Source organism: Streptomyces sp. NPDC059679 (genome assembly GCF_042734105.1).
GTDB lineage: Bacteria > Actinomycetota > Actinomycetes > Streptomycetales > Streptomycetaceae > Streptomyces.
This window is the reverse complement of sequence record NZ_JBHWES010000101.1, coordinates 15,333-31,351: the sequence shown is the minus strand read 5'-3', so window position 1 is coordinate 31,351 and position 16,019 is coordinate 15,333. Positions and strand designations below refer to the sequence as shown.

Genomic DNA, 16,019 nt, shown 5'->3' with positions numbered 1-16,019 from the left:
CCACCACAAGGAGACCAGCCGATGACCGACCTCTACCACCACGGCACCGGCAACGTCCTCACCGAACGCCACGACAACGGCGTCCTCCAGATCACGATCAACCGACCCGACCGGTACAACTCGCTCACCCTGCCAATGTTCGAGGAGATGAACCAGATCTGGGCCGACGTCGAGCGCGACGACCAGACCCGGGTCGTCGTCATCACCGGGGCCGGCAAAGCCTTCTGTACCGGGATGGACGTCGCTCAGCCCGATCCCACGCCCCAGGATGCGCTCGCGATGCTGGAGACCGAACGCAAGCGGGTCGCGACGATGTTGCGCATCGAGAAGCCGATCATCTCCGCGATCAACGGCCCCGCGGTCGGCTACGGGCTGTCGACCGCGCTTCTCGCCGACATCAGCATCGCCGCGGACGACGCGGTGCTGATCGAAGGCCATACCAAGGTCGGTGTTACCGCCGGCGACCACGCCGCGCTCATCTGGCCGTTGCTCGTCGGCATGGCCAAGACCAAGTACTACGTGCTCACCTCCGAGAAGCTGACGGGCGCCGAGGCCGAGCGGATCGGGCTCGTGAGCCTGTCCGTCCCCCGCGAGCAGGTGCTGCCCCGCGCGCTCGAGGTCGCGTCCCAGCTGGCCCGCGGTTCCCAGCAGGCGCTCCGTTTCACCAAGCGCGCGCTCAACGCCTGGCTCACCAACGCGATGCCCCAGCACGAGCTGTCCTCGGCACTCGAGATCCTCGACTTCGCCGGTGCCGACTACGCCGAAGCACGCCAGGCTTTCCGGGAGAAGCGCCCCGTGGACTTCCCCTCCGCTCGCACTGCCGGCGGACCGGCGAACTGAGGGAAGCGAGCATGAGCATTGCCTCGCACAACACAGCGCCCAGCGCTGTGCACGCGTCCGACGAAGTGGACGGCGTGGTTGTACTCACCCTGAACCACCCGCCGGCGAACGCGCTCAGCAACTCGCTCGTCAGCGAGCTGACAACGACGCTGGAAACCCTCGCCGACGGCCCCGGCACCCCCGCGGTGGTCTTGACGGGAGCTGGTGAGCGCTTCTTCTGCGCGGGTGGCGACATCAAGGAAGCCATCGGCTTCGGGGCCGATTCGATGGTCGAGCGGATGGCGTCGTTTCACGCGCTGCTCTGCGCTCTGGAGGACTTTGCCCGGCCGCTGGTGTGTGCGGTCAACGGCTGGTGCGTCGGTGGCGGCATCGAAATGGCCCTGTTCGCCGACAAGGTGTACGCGTCGACTGAGGCGCGTTTCGTCTTCCCCGAGATCAACCACGGGATGCTGCCGGCCGTGAAGGGGATCACTCGAGTGCGCGGGGTCCTGGGCGACCGCGCGGCCCGGCGCCTCCTGCTGGGCGGAGAGCCCGTCGACGCGTTCGACGCGGAGCGGATGGGCATCGTCGACCAGGTGGTCGAGCAGGACGACCTGCTCACGATCGCGATGGCGGACGCGCGGGCGGCAGCGGCGAAACCACCTGCCGTGTTCGCGGCGCTGAAACGGGCCCTTCACTCAGGGACGTCCAGCTGGCCGGTCGAAGAGCAACTCCGCGTCACGGTCGCCGACGCGCGCACGGTCTTCAACGACCCCGCCGCCCGAGCCGCCCGCGAGGGATATCATGGCTGATCAATTTCAAGGGCTGGACCCGGCCGCTTTCCGTTCGGCGTTGGCCCGCTTCCCCTCAGGCGTGACGATCGTGACGACGCGAAGCGCGTCAGGCACGCTGCACGGGTTCACCGCGAGTTCCTTCGCGGCGCTGTCGCTCGATCCGCCGCTCGTCCTGGTGTGCCTGGACCGAGGAGCGGACTGCTCCCCCGTCTTCACTGCGGCCGAGCGGTTCATCGTCAACATCGTGACACCCGCACACGCCGAGTTGGCGATCAAGTTCGCGACAAAGGGTGAAAACAAGTTCGCGAACGGAGCCTTCGAATTCGACGAAAGCGGTCACCCGCTACTGCCCGATGCGGCGGCAGTCATCCATTGTGAACTGGAGCACGTCGCACCCGGCGGAGATCACGTAATCCTCATCGGCCGGGTACACGACGCGCGGACAGGTAACGGTAAGCCGGTGACGTGGTACCGAGATGACTTCCTGCACCTCGGGGAGAGTGCCGCATGAATCTCATCGGGCCCGGACTTGTCGGCTCTGGAAGAGAGGCCGTGTCATGGATCTGACCAATTTCGAGCCAACCCGGACGCTACCGGGGCTGCTGCTCGATCGCGCGAACAGGGAACCCGACGCCGTCGCGCTGCGTCACTGGCGTGACGGGGTGATGCAGGCGATCACGTGGCGGACGTACCGGGATCGCGTGCAAGATCTCGCGCTCGGCCTTGTCGCGCACGGTGTGCGGCACGGCGATCGCGTCGCGGTGATGAGCGGCGCACGCCCGGAGTGGGTGTTCGCCGCGCTGGCCGTGCAGAGTGTCGGCGGCGTCGTGATCGGCGTCTATCCGACCAACTCACCTGCCGAGATCGAGCAACTGCTCGTACACAGCGAGGCCGTCGCCTTCATCGGCGAGACGGCGACGGAGCTCAGCAAGGTGGCGGAGGTCGCCGCACACACACCGAAGCTGCGGCTCGTGGTCGGAATCGACGCCACTCCGCCGGAGCTACCCAAGGTGATCAGAGGGACACCGTGGGAAGCGCTGTGCGCAGAAGGGACACAGTACGCCGACGACAGCGCCGATCCTCTGTCCGAGCTGGTCGCCGGCGGCTCCCTCGACGATGCCGCCGTGCTGTTCTACACGTCGGGATCCACGGGAGTTCCGAAAGGCGTCACACACTCGCACCGCACGCTTCAGCACTCGGTTCAGACCTTCGTCGGCCTCTACCCGCAGATCCTCCGCCATGAGCACGATGCCGTGGGCTTCCTGCCGTTGGCCCACGTGGCGCCGGCGTTGGTGTCGGTGTTCGCGCCGTTGCTCTCACGGCTGGTGGTCACATACTGCCGCATTGGTGACTACGAAGACGTGTTGCGTTCGGTGCGGCCGACAGCAGTGCTCTGGCCGCCGCGGTTCTACGAGAAGATCGCCGGCGAACTGATCGCACAGACGGAGGTCTGGCCGCGACTTCGCCGCTACGCCTATGGCGCCGCCATGTGGGTCGGCCGCAGGATAGCCGAACGCCGTTGGTCCCATCGCCGGCCCTCGGTACCGCTGCGGATCGCGTACGCTGCCGCACTTCGTTGGGTGTTCTTGCCACTGCGGGCAACCGTCGGAATGGATCGCATCCGGGTTGCCTACACCGCGTCTGCCGCGATGCCCGAAAGCGTCATCGCGATTTGGCAGATCTGGGGGCTCGATCTCCGCGAAAACTACGGTCTCACCGAGACGGGCGGGTGTCCCATCGCTCATTTCGACCAGCCGTTCCCTCGTCCGGGCTTCATCGGCAGGGAATTCCCGGACCCACGGTTCCAGGTGAAAGTCGCGGACGATGGCGAAATGCTGATCCGCGCGCCCCTGCTCTTCGACGGATACTGGCGCAACCCGGCGGAGACCGAGGCTGTTTTCCAGGATGGTTGGTTCCGCACCGGTGACCTGATGGAGCGCACACCCCACGGCGACATCCGGCTCATCGGCCGCAAGAAGGATGTGATCATCACCCGCGGCGGCAAAACGATCAATCCTCAGCCCATCGAAACCCGGTTGAAGGAGAGCTCGCTGATCAACGAAGCGATCGTCGTCGGCGACGCCCGCAAATACCTCACCGTCCTGCTCGAACCGAGCACAACCGCAGACGCCCGGTCGGCAGAGGTGCTGGCCGAACGCCTGCGAGCGGAGGTCGCACGGGTCAACGCGGACCTCGCGCGCGTAGAGCAGTTGAAGGACTTTCGCATTCTGCCACGGTCCCTGCAAGTCGAGCGCGGCGAGCGGACCGCGAACGGCAAGATCAAGCGCAATGCCGTCGTGAACTCGTTCGCAACGTTGATCGACGACATGTACGGCGCGAACGACGACGCGGCGATCGCAAACCATGTGCGCTCGAGGCCGAACTAGGTGGTCGATCACGTGAAGATCGCGTGAAGTGAGATCGGTTCGCAGGCGTGGGAGGAAGGCGTTCAGCTTGATGTGCGAGCGAAGAACTGAACACTCGTCTGATGGCACTCTACATGTCGATCAACGATCAGGTGGTCGTATCCCGTGCCTGCCGTGGCCGTCAGCCGTTGTTGTCCGCCACCCCTGTGCCCTGCGGCATGGGAAACGGTCAAGCGCTCGGAGCTGGCCGGGCACACCGACAACGGCTCCTACGCCGCCGGAACGCAGGTTCAGCCATGATTGCCACGTCCGCCCGAGTATGCGGCAAGAGGTGGAGCCATGCCGGTCCCTGACCTGACGTTGCAGCAGCTTCGCGCGGTCCGGACACTCGCCGCATCCGGCAGTTTCACGAAAGCAGCCGCAACAGAGCACATCTCTCAGTCAGTCCTCAGCAGGAGGATCAAGGAAGTCGAGCGTCTCCTGCGGGTGCGGTTGTTCGACCGCACCACTCGGCAGCTCGACCTCACGGCCGCGGGGCATGCCTTTCTCCTCATGACGGGCGCCGTCCTCGACGACATGGACATGCGACTGAGCCGCTTCATGTCGTACGTGGCGGCCCAGTCCGGAACCATCGCCGTAGCCGCGCTTCCGTCGCTCGCGGCGGCTGTGCTGCCGGGCGTGATGCGCGGCTTCATGCTGGATCACCCCGAGGTCGAGTTCGAGATCATCGACGGGGCCGCGGATCAAGTTGTCGAACGCCTCGAAGGTAGGACTGTCGAACTCGGCTTGACCGCTCACGGTAACCTGCCAGACGGCTTCTGCTTCACACCACTGCTGCGGGAACAGTTCTACGGCGTCGCGCACCACAGCCATCCTTGGTCCGCGCAGAATGCCATCTCGTGGGCGGACTTCAACGGTGAGACCGTGGTCGCAACGCGGCCCGGAACCAGCATCCGAGCGATCACCGACGCTGCGTTCAGCAGATACTCGATCTCGGTGAGCCACCACTTCAATGCCTGTAGCGCGGCGACGATCCGCGGGCTGCTACGGGCCGGCGTGGGCGTGGCAGCTCTGCCGGCCTTGGAGTTGCAGGGTTTCGGTCTGGATGATCTGGTCGCGGTACCCGTGGATTCTCCGGGAGCAACCAGGGTCACCGGCGTGATGTACCACTGCTCTCAGGACCTCTCGCCCGTCGCGGCTCGCTTTTTGGATTTCATGCGCGCCACCGAGATCGATCCCCCGCGAGGAGTCTCCCTCGTTCACGAGGGCTACACCGGCGAACCAGACACATTGAGCCACGCGGGGGTGAAGCTCGCAGAATGAGGTCGGCGAACGTCTCGGGCCGGGCGGTGCTGCCGAGTGGCCTTCGGCATGCCTGAAGCACTCTGTCGGTCGGCCAAAGCTCTCATGGGCTGATCGTGCCGTGCTCTCCGCTCTCGCACGGCACCTGCCACCTGTCTTACGTAGCCATCGGCTGGTCACTCCGGGCACCCTGCCGAACTGGCACCGCCGTCTGGTGCACTGGAAGTGGCGCCAGACGACGGTCGGACCCGGTCGGCCACCGTTGCCGGAAGAGACAGTCGCGCTCATCCAGCGCCTGGCGACAGAGAACCCCACCTGGGGATACGTCAGGATCCAGGGTGAACTGCGACGGCTTGGCCATCGGGTCGCCGCCGCCACCATCCGGCGCGTCCTGCGCCGCTCCGGTCTACCGCCCGCACCCCAGCGCGCATCCCAGCAGACCTGGCGCTCCTTCCTCGGAGCCCAAGCCCACACGCTGCTCGCCTGCGACTTCATGCACGTGGAGACCGTCTTCCTCAAGCGTCTCTACGTCTTCTTCGTCATGGAGATCGCCACCCGGCGCGTCCATGTCCTGGGCGTCACCGCACGCCCTACCGGCGCATGGGTCACCCAACTCGCCCGCAACCTGCTCATGGACCTCGAAGAGAGGGCTGAGTGCTTCCGGTTCCTCATCCGTGACCGGGACAGCAAGTTCACCGCCGCGTTCGACGCCGTCTTCGCCGATAACGGCACAGCCATCATCCCGACACCGCCGCAAAGCCCACGGTCCAACGCGTTCGCCGAACGATGGATACGCACAGCCCGCACCGAGTGCACCGACCCGCTCCTCATCACCGGCGAACGACACCTGCGCACCGTCCTCACCACGTATGCCCAGCACTACAACGCCAGACGGCCCCACCGCAGCCTGGACCTACGAGCCCCAAACGACGACCCGAACATCATCCCCCTACCTGCTCGCACGGTCAGGCGCCGACAGGTACTCGGTGGACTGCTCAACGAGTACCACACCACGCCGCCCCAACCACCTCACCATCGACAGAGAACGCCCAGCTCAGCAGCCTGATCGGAATAATGACACCCTTCAGGGCAACCGAGCCCGCCCCCGATGTCATGGGTTGTGACCCATCACCATCCCGTGCACTTGCGACCAGGCAGACGTCACCGAGGACGTGGCCAGTTACGCGGAACACGCCTTCGGCGTGGGGGCTTTCCTGGGCCACTTCGACCTGACAGCCGCTGAGTTTGCTCGCCCGACATATCCGCGCCTGTCGGGACCGGCAGCCGTCAGCCCATGCTTGGCACACAATTTCCGCGCCGAGACGCCCAGTCGACCGTCTCGCCACTGCGCCGTAGAGCCGGATACGGCGCTCACGCCCTGGGAGTGCCCCATCTGCACGCGGACGCCAAGGGGCTTTGCCCCGCCTTGACCCGGCAGGCAACCCGCGACCCGGACACCCGAGCCCCGGCTGCCTGCAGAAACGGGCCGACCGAGGCCCTCAGCCCACACCTTCCCCCCTGTCGCATGGGGAGCACGACACCGCGCTCCCACCCCGAAGGGGGGGTCGAGAGCCGACAAGGGGTTCTTATGCCTCTCGATGCAGAGAGCATCCGAATCGATCGGGTGACCCCGGGGGCCTGCGGTTGACGACGGCGCGTGGGGGCGCGGTACGGCGCGGTAGGTCTACCGGATCGGGTGACGGACGAATCGGGCACCGTTGACACGTCCGCGAGTTGGGAGCACGAGGGCTCCCAGAGGGCTCCCCACTTGCTCCCAGCCCGGAAACGGTCAAGGCCGCCTCCGCTACCCGCGGAAACGGCCTCCGACCTGCGATGATGCTGGTCGGGACGACAGGATTTGAACCTGCGACCCCTTGACCCCCAGCCCAGCGACAACTCTCCTCAATCATCCGTACCGCTCCGTAGCACCCCGCTCAGGGCCGCATACCCTCATACGGAGCCGGACGAGGCTCTGCCTGGTCACCTCAGTTCCGTAGGCTCCCCGTGCGGTTCGGAAACTCGTCGCACCTGGTCAAGGCAGACCGTACGCGTCGCCACAAGCATGTCATCGCAGGCCGCGGACCGGCCCGTCCCCGTACAAGGCGCCGACATCAACGAGAAGGACGTCGCGGCGGCGTGCAGCGGCGTCAATGACGTCCTGACGGAAACCATGCAGGGAGAAGAGAGCCAAGGCCGCGTCATCGGGCCGATGCCCCTGCGCAGCCAGAAGGGTCCGGATATGTTCCAGGCGCTCAAGGTCCTTCAGTCCGCGGGGCTGGATGGTTGCCTTGGCCTCGCCGATCAGGGCGATTGCCGCTCGGGGGCTCTGCGGGCGCTCGCCGGGGGCCATGGCCAGCACGTCGATCTCGTGCTTGGTCCGGGCGGCCGGGTCAGCGATCTCCGCCGTACCGACCGCACCGAGAGACAGACCCGTCTCGTCGATCGCAAAGGAGCGGGCCCAGTCGCGCGCGGTCTCCTCAAAATGTGGGCCAAGGATCTTTGAATGATATGTCGGCCGGGATGACTGCCACACCTGGCCTCCGCGCCGCCGCTCCACCAGGTCCACCATGGGCAACGTGATCAGCTGATTGAACCGGATCACCGGGTCCGCCACGCTGATAATCGGGTGGCGCGCCTTGAGGAGATCCTGCTCCTTACGGATGTATCCGGTGGATTCGAGTACCTCCAGCGGGGCGACCATGGCCGATCGGGACCGCTCCAGCATCGACCCGACCTTCGCAGGCGTCGAAGCCCCCCGGGCCACCGCGGACAGCACGTCGTAGTACAGCGTGCGATGAGTGATCCGCGGATCCTCGCGCAGGAGGAACTCGGCCTCCACCCGCGAGTACAACGCCCGCCCCGGATCCAGCAGAGTGCGTTCCACCCAGAGGCCGAACTCCGCCTCGCTCTGCGGCGCCGGCCCCGCGGCCAGCGGCCGGTAGCCGGGGGCACCACCCAGCACAGCGTCGACCTGCAGCGCCACGCCCGGGTCTCCCACCCCCCAGTGAGTGCGGGCGGTGCGGTAGTCAAAGGCGGGCAGGCGCAGGTCAAGCACGGCCCGGCCGCGTAGCGGCTTAGTACCGGACAGCAGCTCGGACATCACGCTCATCGCTGAGCCGCACAGTACGATCCGGCCGCCGGGCGCCCTGCCGGACTGCGACTGGTCGTAGAGCAGTTGCAGAAAGCCGGGGATCTCCGGGGAGTGCTGTAGCAGATACGGCAGCTCATCGATCACGATCAATGACGCCCCGGCCGCTCGGTTCACCACCTCCAGCGCGGCGGTGAGCACATCGCTCCAGTCGTCCAACCGCATCGCGCCAGGCCGCACCCCCGCGTGCGCGGCGATCGCCTCGGTGAACCGGCGCAGCGCGGGCACTCGACCTTCCTCCTGCACTGCGGTCAGATACAGCCCGCCCACTGCCTCCGTGAGCGCCTCCAGCAGGAACGACTTCCCGTTCCGCCGCCGCCCCGAGACAACGGCGAGCCGCAGCTCAGAGGCAGGATCTGCGAGAAAGCCGTTCAGTAGCCGCCACTCATGATCACGGTCCAACAGCCGCCCCGGCTTGCCGATCTCTCCCATCCACCGACCCCTCCGAGCTAGTTAAGGCCTGCCCTAACGATTTACGTTAAGGCCAACCCTAACCATTCCAGGAAAGGCGTGCCAGCACACCGACTGCGCCAGGGGGGTGCAAAAACATCGCCGGCCCAGAGGCCCCACCTTGCCGGAAGTCCCAGCCGTCCCGGTGGGCCCCAGCGCACCCGGTCTCACGATTGCCGACCGCGGTCCGTCGAGTCGGCCCTCACACACAGCCGGAGTCGCGGCGTCACGACTGTCGATGCGCCGGGCCGCCGACCTCTACCCCGGCGAGGCCAAGACCCAATACCTGGAAGTTTAGGTTCGCCATCGTCGTGTTCGGTCGGTGGCTGTGGTGATGGTGAAGGCGATCTCTGCGTTGGTGATCGGGGTGTTCTTCCTGGTCGGGCTATAGGCGAAGGTCGAGATCGGGCGTTTGACGCGGCGGGGTTGAATCCTGGTGGGGCGGTGCTGCGGGACCAGTTCTCGGGGGTGCAAGATGGCGTGGCGGATCACGGGAGTGGGCCGGCACCCTCGATGTGTCGTGGTCCCGGTTGCGGTGATCACGGTGTGCCGGCGGTCCGGATAGTGACGGTCAGTGAGATCTGGGACGGGTTGAACCCGGCGTGTACGGCGGCATCGACGGCGATCCGCCGTGCGGACTGGTAGACGACAAGCAGACCGAACAGTTCCTGCAGGGCGTCGTCGGTGTGGTGCGAGCGCAGCACTCGGTCCGGCCCGCGCAGTGTGACCTTCAGCCCGAAATACGCAGTCTCCGCCTGCCACCTGCGGTGATAGAGCTCGGCGAGTTCGACGGCCGGGTGGCGGTGGTGGTCCAGCAGCGTGGTGAACAGCCGCAGGCTCGTGTTCGTCGTCGTGCCGTCGGCGGCACGGACCGTCACCGTGGCCTCGATGACGCGGATGGCCACTCCGGTGATCTGCGGTGGTGCGGTGCGCCGGTGACGCGTCCACCGGCGCAGACGATCCCGTTCGTTGGTCCCAGTGGACATCGACAGGTAGGTTCCGTCGGGAAGTGCGTGCAGCACCGGCGGCTGCAGGTCGGCGCTCATCCGCCAGAGCAATGGTGCGCCGGTGGCCGCGGCAGACCGGGCCAGCGCGAAGCCTTTGCTGCCGCGGTCGGCCAGCAGCAGCATCCCTGGCCTCAGTGCCCGGCAGAGCACCGTGCACTGGGACTCCTCAGCCTGGGTCCACGGCCCGAGCACCGCGTCGACCAGCGCCCGGGTTCCGCACTCGACCAGTGCGGAAAGCCGGATCATGGGGAATCCACAGATCCCGTTGCGGCCGGAGGCCCGGCCGCAGTACGACCGGTTGGCCTCGCTGTCCGTGACCAGGACGCCCGTGCTGTCCCAGGCCACCGTCCGCATCGCCTTCCACCACGATTCCGCCGCGTCCTCGGCCGCCACCGCCCCCTTCACCTGGTCGAACAGCACGGACAGGGGCGCCGAGCCGAGCCGCCGCCGAGCCTGGCGCAAGGCCGCGGCGGATGGAGCAGTCGCAGACCCACGATCAGCGATCATGCCCATATTCGGCCCATCGCAAAGCCCCAGGTCAACCACCCTACGGCAATAAAGACACCCTTCAGGCCGCCGACGACGGCGCCGCCACCAGGCCTTCACATATCACCGGCAATGTCGACATTCCCTCGCACCGTCCGATGATCTGTTACCTCGGATTAACGCCGAAGCATTGACAACCTATTCAGTCATCGAGAACTCTGCATGATATTATGCAGCAGGTCCACGGGACGCTCCCCGGTCCAGCTCGCCGCCGACTCCCCGCCGGAGGGGCGTCGCCGAGCCGCGACGCGCGAGGGAACCCGCGGCTCGGCTCACGCACGGCGAGCAGCAGAGGCTGGTGAAGTGATGGCAGGCGGGCTGGTCGAACTCCGCTCGATCGATGTCGTCCCCGACAACGAGCGACACGGCAGGGCATTCTCACAGTTCACGCTCTGGCTCGGGGCGAACCTCCAGATCACGGCCGTCGTCACCGGCGCCCTCGCCGTCGTCTTCGGCGGCGACGTGGTCTGGTCGATCGTCGGTCTGCTGATCGGGAACCTCCTCGGCGGCGCGGTCATGGCCCTGCACTCGGCACAGGGCCCGAAGCTGGGGCTGCCGCAGATGATCCAGTCGCGCGCCCAGTTCGGGGTGCGCGGCGCCGTCGTGCCCCTGCTGCTGGTGGTCGTCATGTACGTCGGCTTCTTCGCGAGCGGCAGCGTGCTGGCCGGGCAGGCGGTCGGCGAGCTGACGTACACCAACGACACGACCGGCATCGTCGTCTTCGCCGCCGTCACAGCGGTCATGGCGGCCGTCGGCTACCGGGTCATCCACACACTGGGCCGCATCGCGAGCCTCATATGCGCCCTGGCCTTCGTCTATCTGGGCATCCGGCTGCTGGACCGGGCGGACCTCGGTGCGCTGCTCGGCGACGCGCACTTCTCCTTCCCGATGTTCATGCTGGCCATGTCGCTATCGGCGTCCTGGCAACTGGCCTTCGGCCCGTACGTGGCGGACTACTCGCGCTATCTGCCCCGCACGACCTCGGCCAAGGCCACCTTCTGGTGGACCCTGTCGGGCTCGGCGCTCGGCTCGCAGTGGTCGATGACGTTCGGCGTCCTGGTCGCGGCCACCGCCGGAGAGCAGTTCCTGGCCAGCCAGGTCGGCTACGTCGTCGCGCTTGGCGGCACCGGCGCCGTCGCTTCCTTCTTTTACTTCGTGATCGCCCTAGGCAAGCTCACCATCAACGTCCTCAACACCTACGGCGGCTTCATGTCGCTGGTGACCGGTGTCAGCGGCTTCCAGGGCCGGCGGGTGCTCTCGCGGCTCGGCCGCACCGCGTACATCGCCCTGATCATGGTGGTGGGCACCACGATCGCCCTCCTCGGCAAGGACAGCTTCCTGTCCTCCTTCAAGGACTTCCTGCTCTTCCTGCTGACCTTCTTCACCCCGTGGTCGGCGATCAACCTGGTCGACTACTACCTGATCTCCAAGGAGCGCTACGACATCCCGGCGCTCTCCGACCCCCGCGGCCGCTACGGGGCCTGGCGCTGGGGCGCGCTGGCGGTGTACGCGGCGGGGCTGCTCGCGCAGCTGCCGTTCCTGGCGACGGGTTTCTACACCGGCCCCTTCGTGGAGCCGCTGGGCGGTGCGGATGTGTCGTGGATCGTGGGCCTGGTCGTCCCCGCACTGCTGTACTGGCTGGTCGCCCGGCGGAAAGCGGCACACCTCCCGAAGCCGTCGGCCGACGCGCCCATTCCCGGTCCGGAGGCGGTCGCGCCGCGGCGGTGACGAACCCGAACCGCGCGGGCGGGTCGACCGGAGCGAGGCGGCCGAGTTCCTCGCTCCCGTAGGTGGCGATGGCATGAGTGATGCCCCATCTGCGCGATCCTCGGCTCAGTCGTGGCGGGCGAGGAGAGCTGGTTTCCCGGTCAGCCCGCGCGACTCCCTCTATGTGCTGGACGTGCTCTACGACCGCGACGGCGGCAAGCGCCCGGAGATGATCGTCACCGACACCGCCTCTTACAGCGACATCGTCTTCGGGCTCCTGACCCTGACCGGTTTCGCCTACGCCCCGCAGCTCGCTGACCTGCCGGATCAGAAGATGTGGCGCATCGACCGCACCGCGGACTGCGGGGCCTTCCAGGACGCCGCCCGCGGCCGGGTCGACCTGGCAAGGATCGAGCGGCACTGGGAGGACATCCTGCGGATCATCGGCTCCATCCACACCGGCGCCGTCCGCGCCTACGACGTCATCCGCATGCTCTCCCGGGACGGACGCCCCACCCCGCTCGGAGACGCGATCGCCCACTACGGGCGGATCTCCAAGACCCTGCACATCCTGCGCCTGGCCGACGAGCCCGGCTACCGGCGGCAGATCAAGGTGCAGGCCAACCTCCAGGAGGGCCGCCACGCCCTCGCCCGGAAGATCTTCCACGGACGCGCCGGGCAGCTCTACCAGCGCTACCAGGACGGCATGGAAGACCAGATCGGCGCGCTGGGCCTCGTCCTCAACGCCCTGGTGCTGTTCAACACCCGGTACATGGACGCCGCGGTGAACCAGCTGCGCGCGGACGGCTTCGACGTCCGGGACCAGGACACCGCCCGCCTCTCCCCGTTCGTGCGGCATCACATCAACGTCCTCGGCCGGTACTCCTTCCAGCTTCCCGACCTGCCCGGCGGCCTGCGGCCCCTGCGCGACCCAGACGCCACCGACGAGGAATAAGGGCCCTGACCTGCGCCGCCGGACGGAAGGGCCCTGGATGTGTGGCCAGTGGGTGCGGCCCACCGCTCAGGCGCCAATCGGCAAGGATGAGGCGCGCGATCGCGGCAGATTGCCTGGCTGGGCTCCGTAGGTGAGACGTGCGGACGAAGCTGGTTTCCTCGGTCAGCCCGGAGTGGCACCATTCCGAGCCAGGCGCCTGGTCATGAGTGTGATGGCAACCCAGGTGATGAGGGTTTCGGAGTGCTGGATAAGGCGTTCGTAGTCCCTCGCGTGGTGGCGGGGCGACACGGCCGTCCCCGCCGACGTCCTGTGGGCGGTGGAATCTTCGACGCGGAGCCGGAGGGGCCGACGGGGCCTGCCGCCTGTCCTGCCCACGTCAGCGGGGCGTCCTTCGCAACGGAGAGGCGGCTACCTCTTTAAACTCTCGCAACATCCCTCCGGCTTGACTGCAGGAGCTGGCCCACCTGGGGTCCGCAGAGAGGATTCATCATGCAATTCAGGCGAAGCTGGGGCATCGGTTTGGTCACCGCCGCAGTGCTGATCGGCGGCGGGGCGACGATTGCCAATGCTGCGTCCGGCGCCTCCTCCCACAACGGTGGGGACCAGCCCGCGGTAGTTCTGCCTGGGGGTGACGGCCCAGGCATCTCCGCGGGTGACTCCCAGGCGTACCCCCTGCCCGAGGGGGACCGCCCCGGTACGCCTGCGGGTGACGGCCCAGGCATCCCGGCGGGTGACTCCCAGGCGTACCCCCTGCCCGAGGGGGACCGCCCCGGTACGCCTGCGGGCGACGAGACGTACCGCCCCTGATCTTGCGTTGCTTGAGGTAGCTCGGTGCCGGGGCGGCTGCCCCGGCACTGGGTATGACGGTCTGCGAAGCTATTGCTGGGGCCCGTTACGAAGGGGAGAGCTCGGAAGTGGCGCGGGGGACGAGAGGAGCAGGGACGTGAAAGTCCTTGTGGTCGAGGACGAGCCTCTGCTCGCGAAGGCGCTGCAGATCTGTCTGCAGCGAGACTCGATGACGGTCGACGCGACCGGTGACGGCGGATCAGCTCTGGAGATGCTGGAGCTCAACGACTATGACGCCATGGTTCTCGACCGTGATATCCCGGTCGTGCATGGTGATGAGGTGTGCCGTCGCGCCGTTCATGAGTACCCGCAGGTAGGGGTGCTGATGCTGACCGCCGCTGGTCGGCTGGATGACCGCGTGGAGGGTCTGCGACTCGGTGCTGATGACTACCTGGCCAAGCCTTTCGAGTTTCCTGAGCTCATTGCCCGGCTCCGGGCGATCTCGCGACGTACGGGGCCTCGACTCCCTACGCTGCTCCGGGCCGGTGACCTGAGCCTTGACCCCTTCACCCGCCAGGTCTCTCGCTCCGGCGTCCCGCTGAGCCTGACCAACAAGGAATTCGCCGTCCTCGAGCAGCTCCTGCGCGCAGGCGGCGGAGTGCTGAGTGCCGAGGAACTTCTTGCCAAGGCATGGGACCGGAACGCCGATCCGTTCACCAACTCCCCCCGGGTGGTGATCTCCGCCTTGCGTCGCAAGCTCGGCCGCCCCTGGCCCATCGAGACCATCGCCGGCGCTGGGTACCGCATCATCACCGAGCAGGCCTCGTGTCCTCAGAAAGATCAGGACTCCGCCCGATGACCTCTCGGCGATTCTCGGTGAAGGCGCGGGTCACTATCGTGTTCGGTGCGTTGCTTACCATCAGTGCCGCCCTGCTCATCGTGCTGGTGGTGGTTCTTATGGCCTACGTGCCGCGGTACACCCTCACCCCGGTCGATGTGACGCTCGTCCCGGGTCAGGCACCGAGTCCGGCCAGGTCCTCCAGTGTTCCAACCACCGTGTCGAGCCCCGCTGATTTCCTGCGCCTCCTGGCCATCTTCTCCTCTCTCGCCTTTCTCATCGTCATCGTGATCGGTGCCCTGCTCATGCGCATAGCGGTCGGCCGTGCTCTGGCACCCCTCGCCGAAATCGACGCCGCAGCACGCAGCGCAGTCGCGGGCGACCTCAGTTCCCGCGTGGACGTGGATGGCCCGCCCGACGAGGTCACCAGCCTGGCCCGCACGTTCAACGGGATGCTGGCCCGACTGCAGCGATCTTTCGACACCCAGCGCCAGTTCGCCGCCAACGCCTCGCACGAGCTCCAGACACCGCTCGCGGCCAGCCAGGCGCTTATCGACGTCGCCCTGGGAGACCCGAATCTGGGCCATATGCACGACCTGCTCACTGATCTCCGCCAGCTCAGCACCCGCAGCACACAGACAGTGACGGCACTCCTCGATCTTGCAGCAGCGGAAGACGGCGAACTCAACCGGCAGACGGTCGCGCTGGACGCCGTGATCCAGCAGGTGCTGAGTGAACAACGGCCCCTAGCAGCTGTCGTGGACGTCGAGCTACGACTTACCCCAACCCCTCCGGCCCCGGTCAAGGCCGACCCGGTACTCCTGCGACTGATGCTGGACAATCTCATCAGCAACGCCATCCAGCACAACACGAAGCCGGGAACGGTAGACGTCAGCCTCACGGTCGACGCCGAGCAGGCCCTCTTCAGCATCAGCAACTCCGGACCCGCCCTCTCTCCCGAACAGGCCGCCCAGGTCACCCAGCCGTTCTACCGAGCCGCGGGCCGGACGGTCAGTGTCACCGGCAGAACTGGACGCGGGCTGGGCGCCGCGCTGGTCGCCCACATTGCGGAGCGACACAGCTGGCCCCTGGGCGTGACCGCGCGACCAGCCGGCGGCCTTCTTGTCACTGTGCAAATACCGTGTAGCCCCATGTCACACGACTGACGCCCCCCGTTATGTTCTTCGAGCAATGCTCAGTACTTGTGGATCGGCCTTCGGGACGGGGCGCGAAGGGCGTACCTTCCCGAGTGATCTACAAGTCACCGAGTAGAGGCCCGCGTTCGCAGCGCGGGTCGGGAA

Annotated in this window: 12 protein-coding genes and 1 pseudogene; 11 read left to right on the top strand and 2 right to left on the bottom strand. The window is 67.0% G+C overall.

Features of this window, described 5'->3' with window-relative positions:
• From ACFV2X_RS51490 to ACFV2X_RS51465, 6 genes are all read left to right on the top strand, one after another.
• On the top strand, positions 1–840 hold an 840-nt coding region (locus ACFV2X_RS51490; protein WP_385630283.1), incomplete at its 5' end, for an enoyl-CoA hydratase/isomerase family protein.
• Positions 841–887: 47 nt separating this feature from the next.
• Positions 888–1,631 carry an enoyl-CoA hydratase/isomerase family protein gene (locus tag ACFV2X_RS51485; RefSeq protein ID WP_385630280.1) on the top strand — a complete coding sequence of 248 codons (744 nt, stop codon included), beginning with the start codon at positions 888–890 and terminating at the stop codon, positions 1,629–1,631.
• Positions 1,624–2,124 (top strand): flavin reductase family protein, encoded by a 501-nt coding sequence (locus ACFV2X_RS51480; RefSeq protein WP_385630277.1) that lies wholly within the window; start codon positions 1,624–1,626, stop codon positions 2,122–2,124. Before ACFV2X_RS51485 ends, ACFV2X_RS51480 begins: the two co-directional genes overlap by 8 nt.
• Positions 2,125–2,170: 46 nt before the next feature.
• Entirely contained in the window at positions 2,171–4,000 is a 1,830-nt protein-coding gene (locus tag ACFV2X_RS51475; protein ID WP_385630274.1) for an AMP-dependent synthetase/ligase, read from the top strand.
• A 318-nt stretch (positions 4,001–4,318) separates the two neighbouring features.
• Entirely contained in the window at positions 4,319–5,302 is a 984-nt protein-coding gene (locus ACFV2X_RS51470; RefSeq protein ID WP_385630271.1) for a LysR family transcriptional regulator, read from the top strand.
• Between the two features lie 241 nt (positions 5,303–5,543).
• Complete coding sequence (locus ACFV2X_RS51465) at positions 5,544–6,347, top strand: integrase core domain-containing protein (protein WP_385630268.1); 804 nt, start codon at positions 5,544–5,546, stop codon at positions 6,345–6,347.
• A gap of 999 nt (positions 6,348–7,346) precedes the next feature.
• Here the strand turns inward: ACFV2X_RS51465 and ACFV2X_RS51460 are convergent.
• A complete protein-coding gene (locus ACFV2X_RS51460) occupies positions 7,347–8,861 on the bottom strand; it encodes an ATP-binding protein (RefSeq protein WP_385630266.1) in 1,515 nt (504 codons plus the stop codon).
• Positions 8,862–9,418: 557 nt separating this feature from the next.
• The gene (locus tag ACFV2X_RS51455; protein WP_385630263.1) at positions 9,419–10,393 is read right to left on the bottom strand and encodes an IS4 family transposase; all 975 of its coding nucleotides are present in this window, start codon (positions 10,391–10,393) and stop codon (positions 9,419–9,421) included.
• A gap of 345 nt (positions 10,394–10,738) precedes the next feature.
• Between ACFV2X_RS51455 and ACFV2X_RS51450 the strand changes: the two genes are divergently transcribed.
• The 5 genes and pseudogenes from ACFV2X_RS51450 (at position 10,739) to ACFV2X_RS51430 (ending at position 15,884) form a co-directional block, all read left to right on the top strand.
• On the top strand, positions 10,739–12,160 hold the full coding sequence (locus ACFV2X_RS51450) for a purine-cytosine permease family protein (protein WP_385630261.1): 1,422 nt from the start codon (positions 10,739–10,741) through the stop codon (positions 12,158–12,160).
• A gap of 142 nt (positions 12,161–12,302) precedes the next feature.
• Positions 12,303–13,094 (top strand): annotated as a pseudogene (locus ACFV2X_RS51445) (Tn3 family transposase); the annotation flags it as partial.
• A gap of 489 nt (positions 13,095–13,583) precedes the next feature.
• Entirely contained in the window at positions 13,584–13,901 is a 318-nt protein-coding gene (locus ACFV2X_RS51440; protein ID WP_385630259.1) for a hypothetical protein, read from the top strand.
• Between the two features lie 136 nt (positions 13,902–14,037).
• Positions 14,038–14,739 (top strand): response regulator transcription factor, encoded by a 702-nt coding sequence (locus ACFV2X_RS51435; protein ID WP_385630257.1) that lies wholly within the window; start codon positions 14,038–14,040, stop codon positions 14,737–14,739.
• Complete coding sequence (locus tag ACFV2X_RS51430) at positions 14,736–15,884, top strand: sensor histidine kinase (RefSeq protein WP_385630255.1); 1,149 nt, start codon at positions 14,736–14,738, stop codon at positions 15,882–15,884. Before ACFV2X_RS51435 ends, ACFV2X_RS51430 begins: the two co-directional genes overlap by 4 nt.
• The last annotated feature ends 135 nt before the right edge of the window (positions 15,885–16,019 follow it).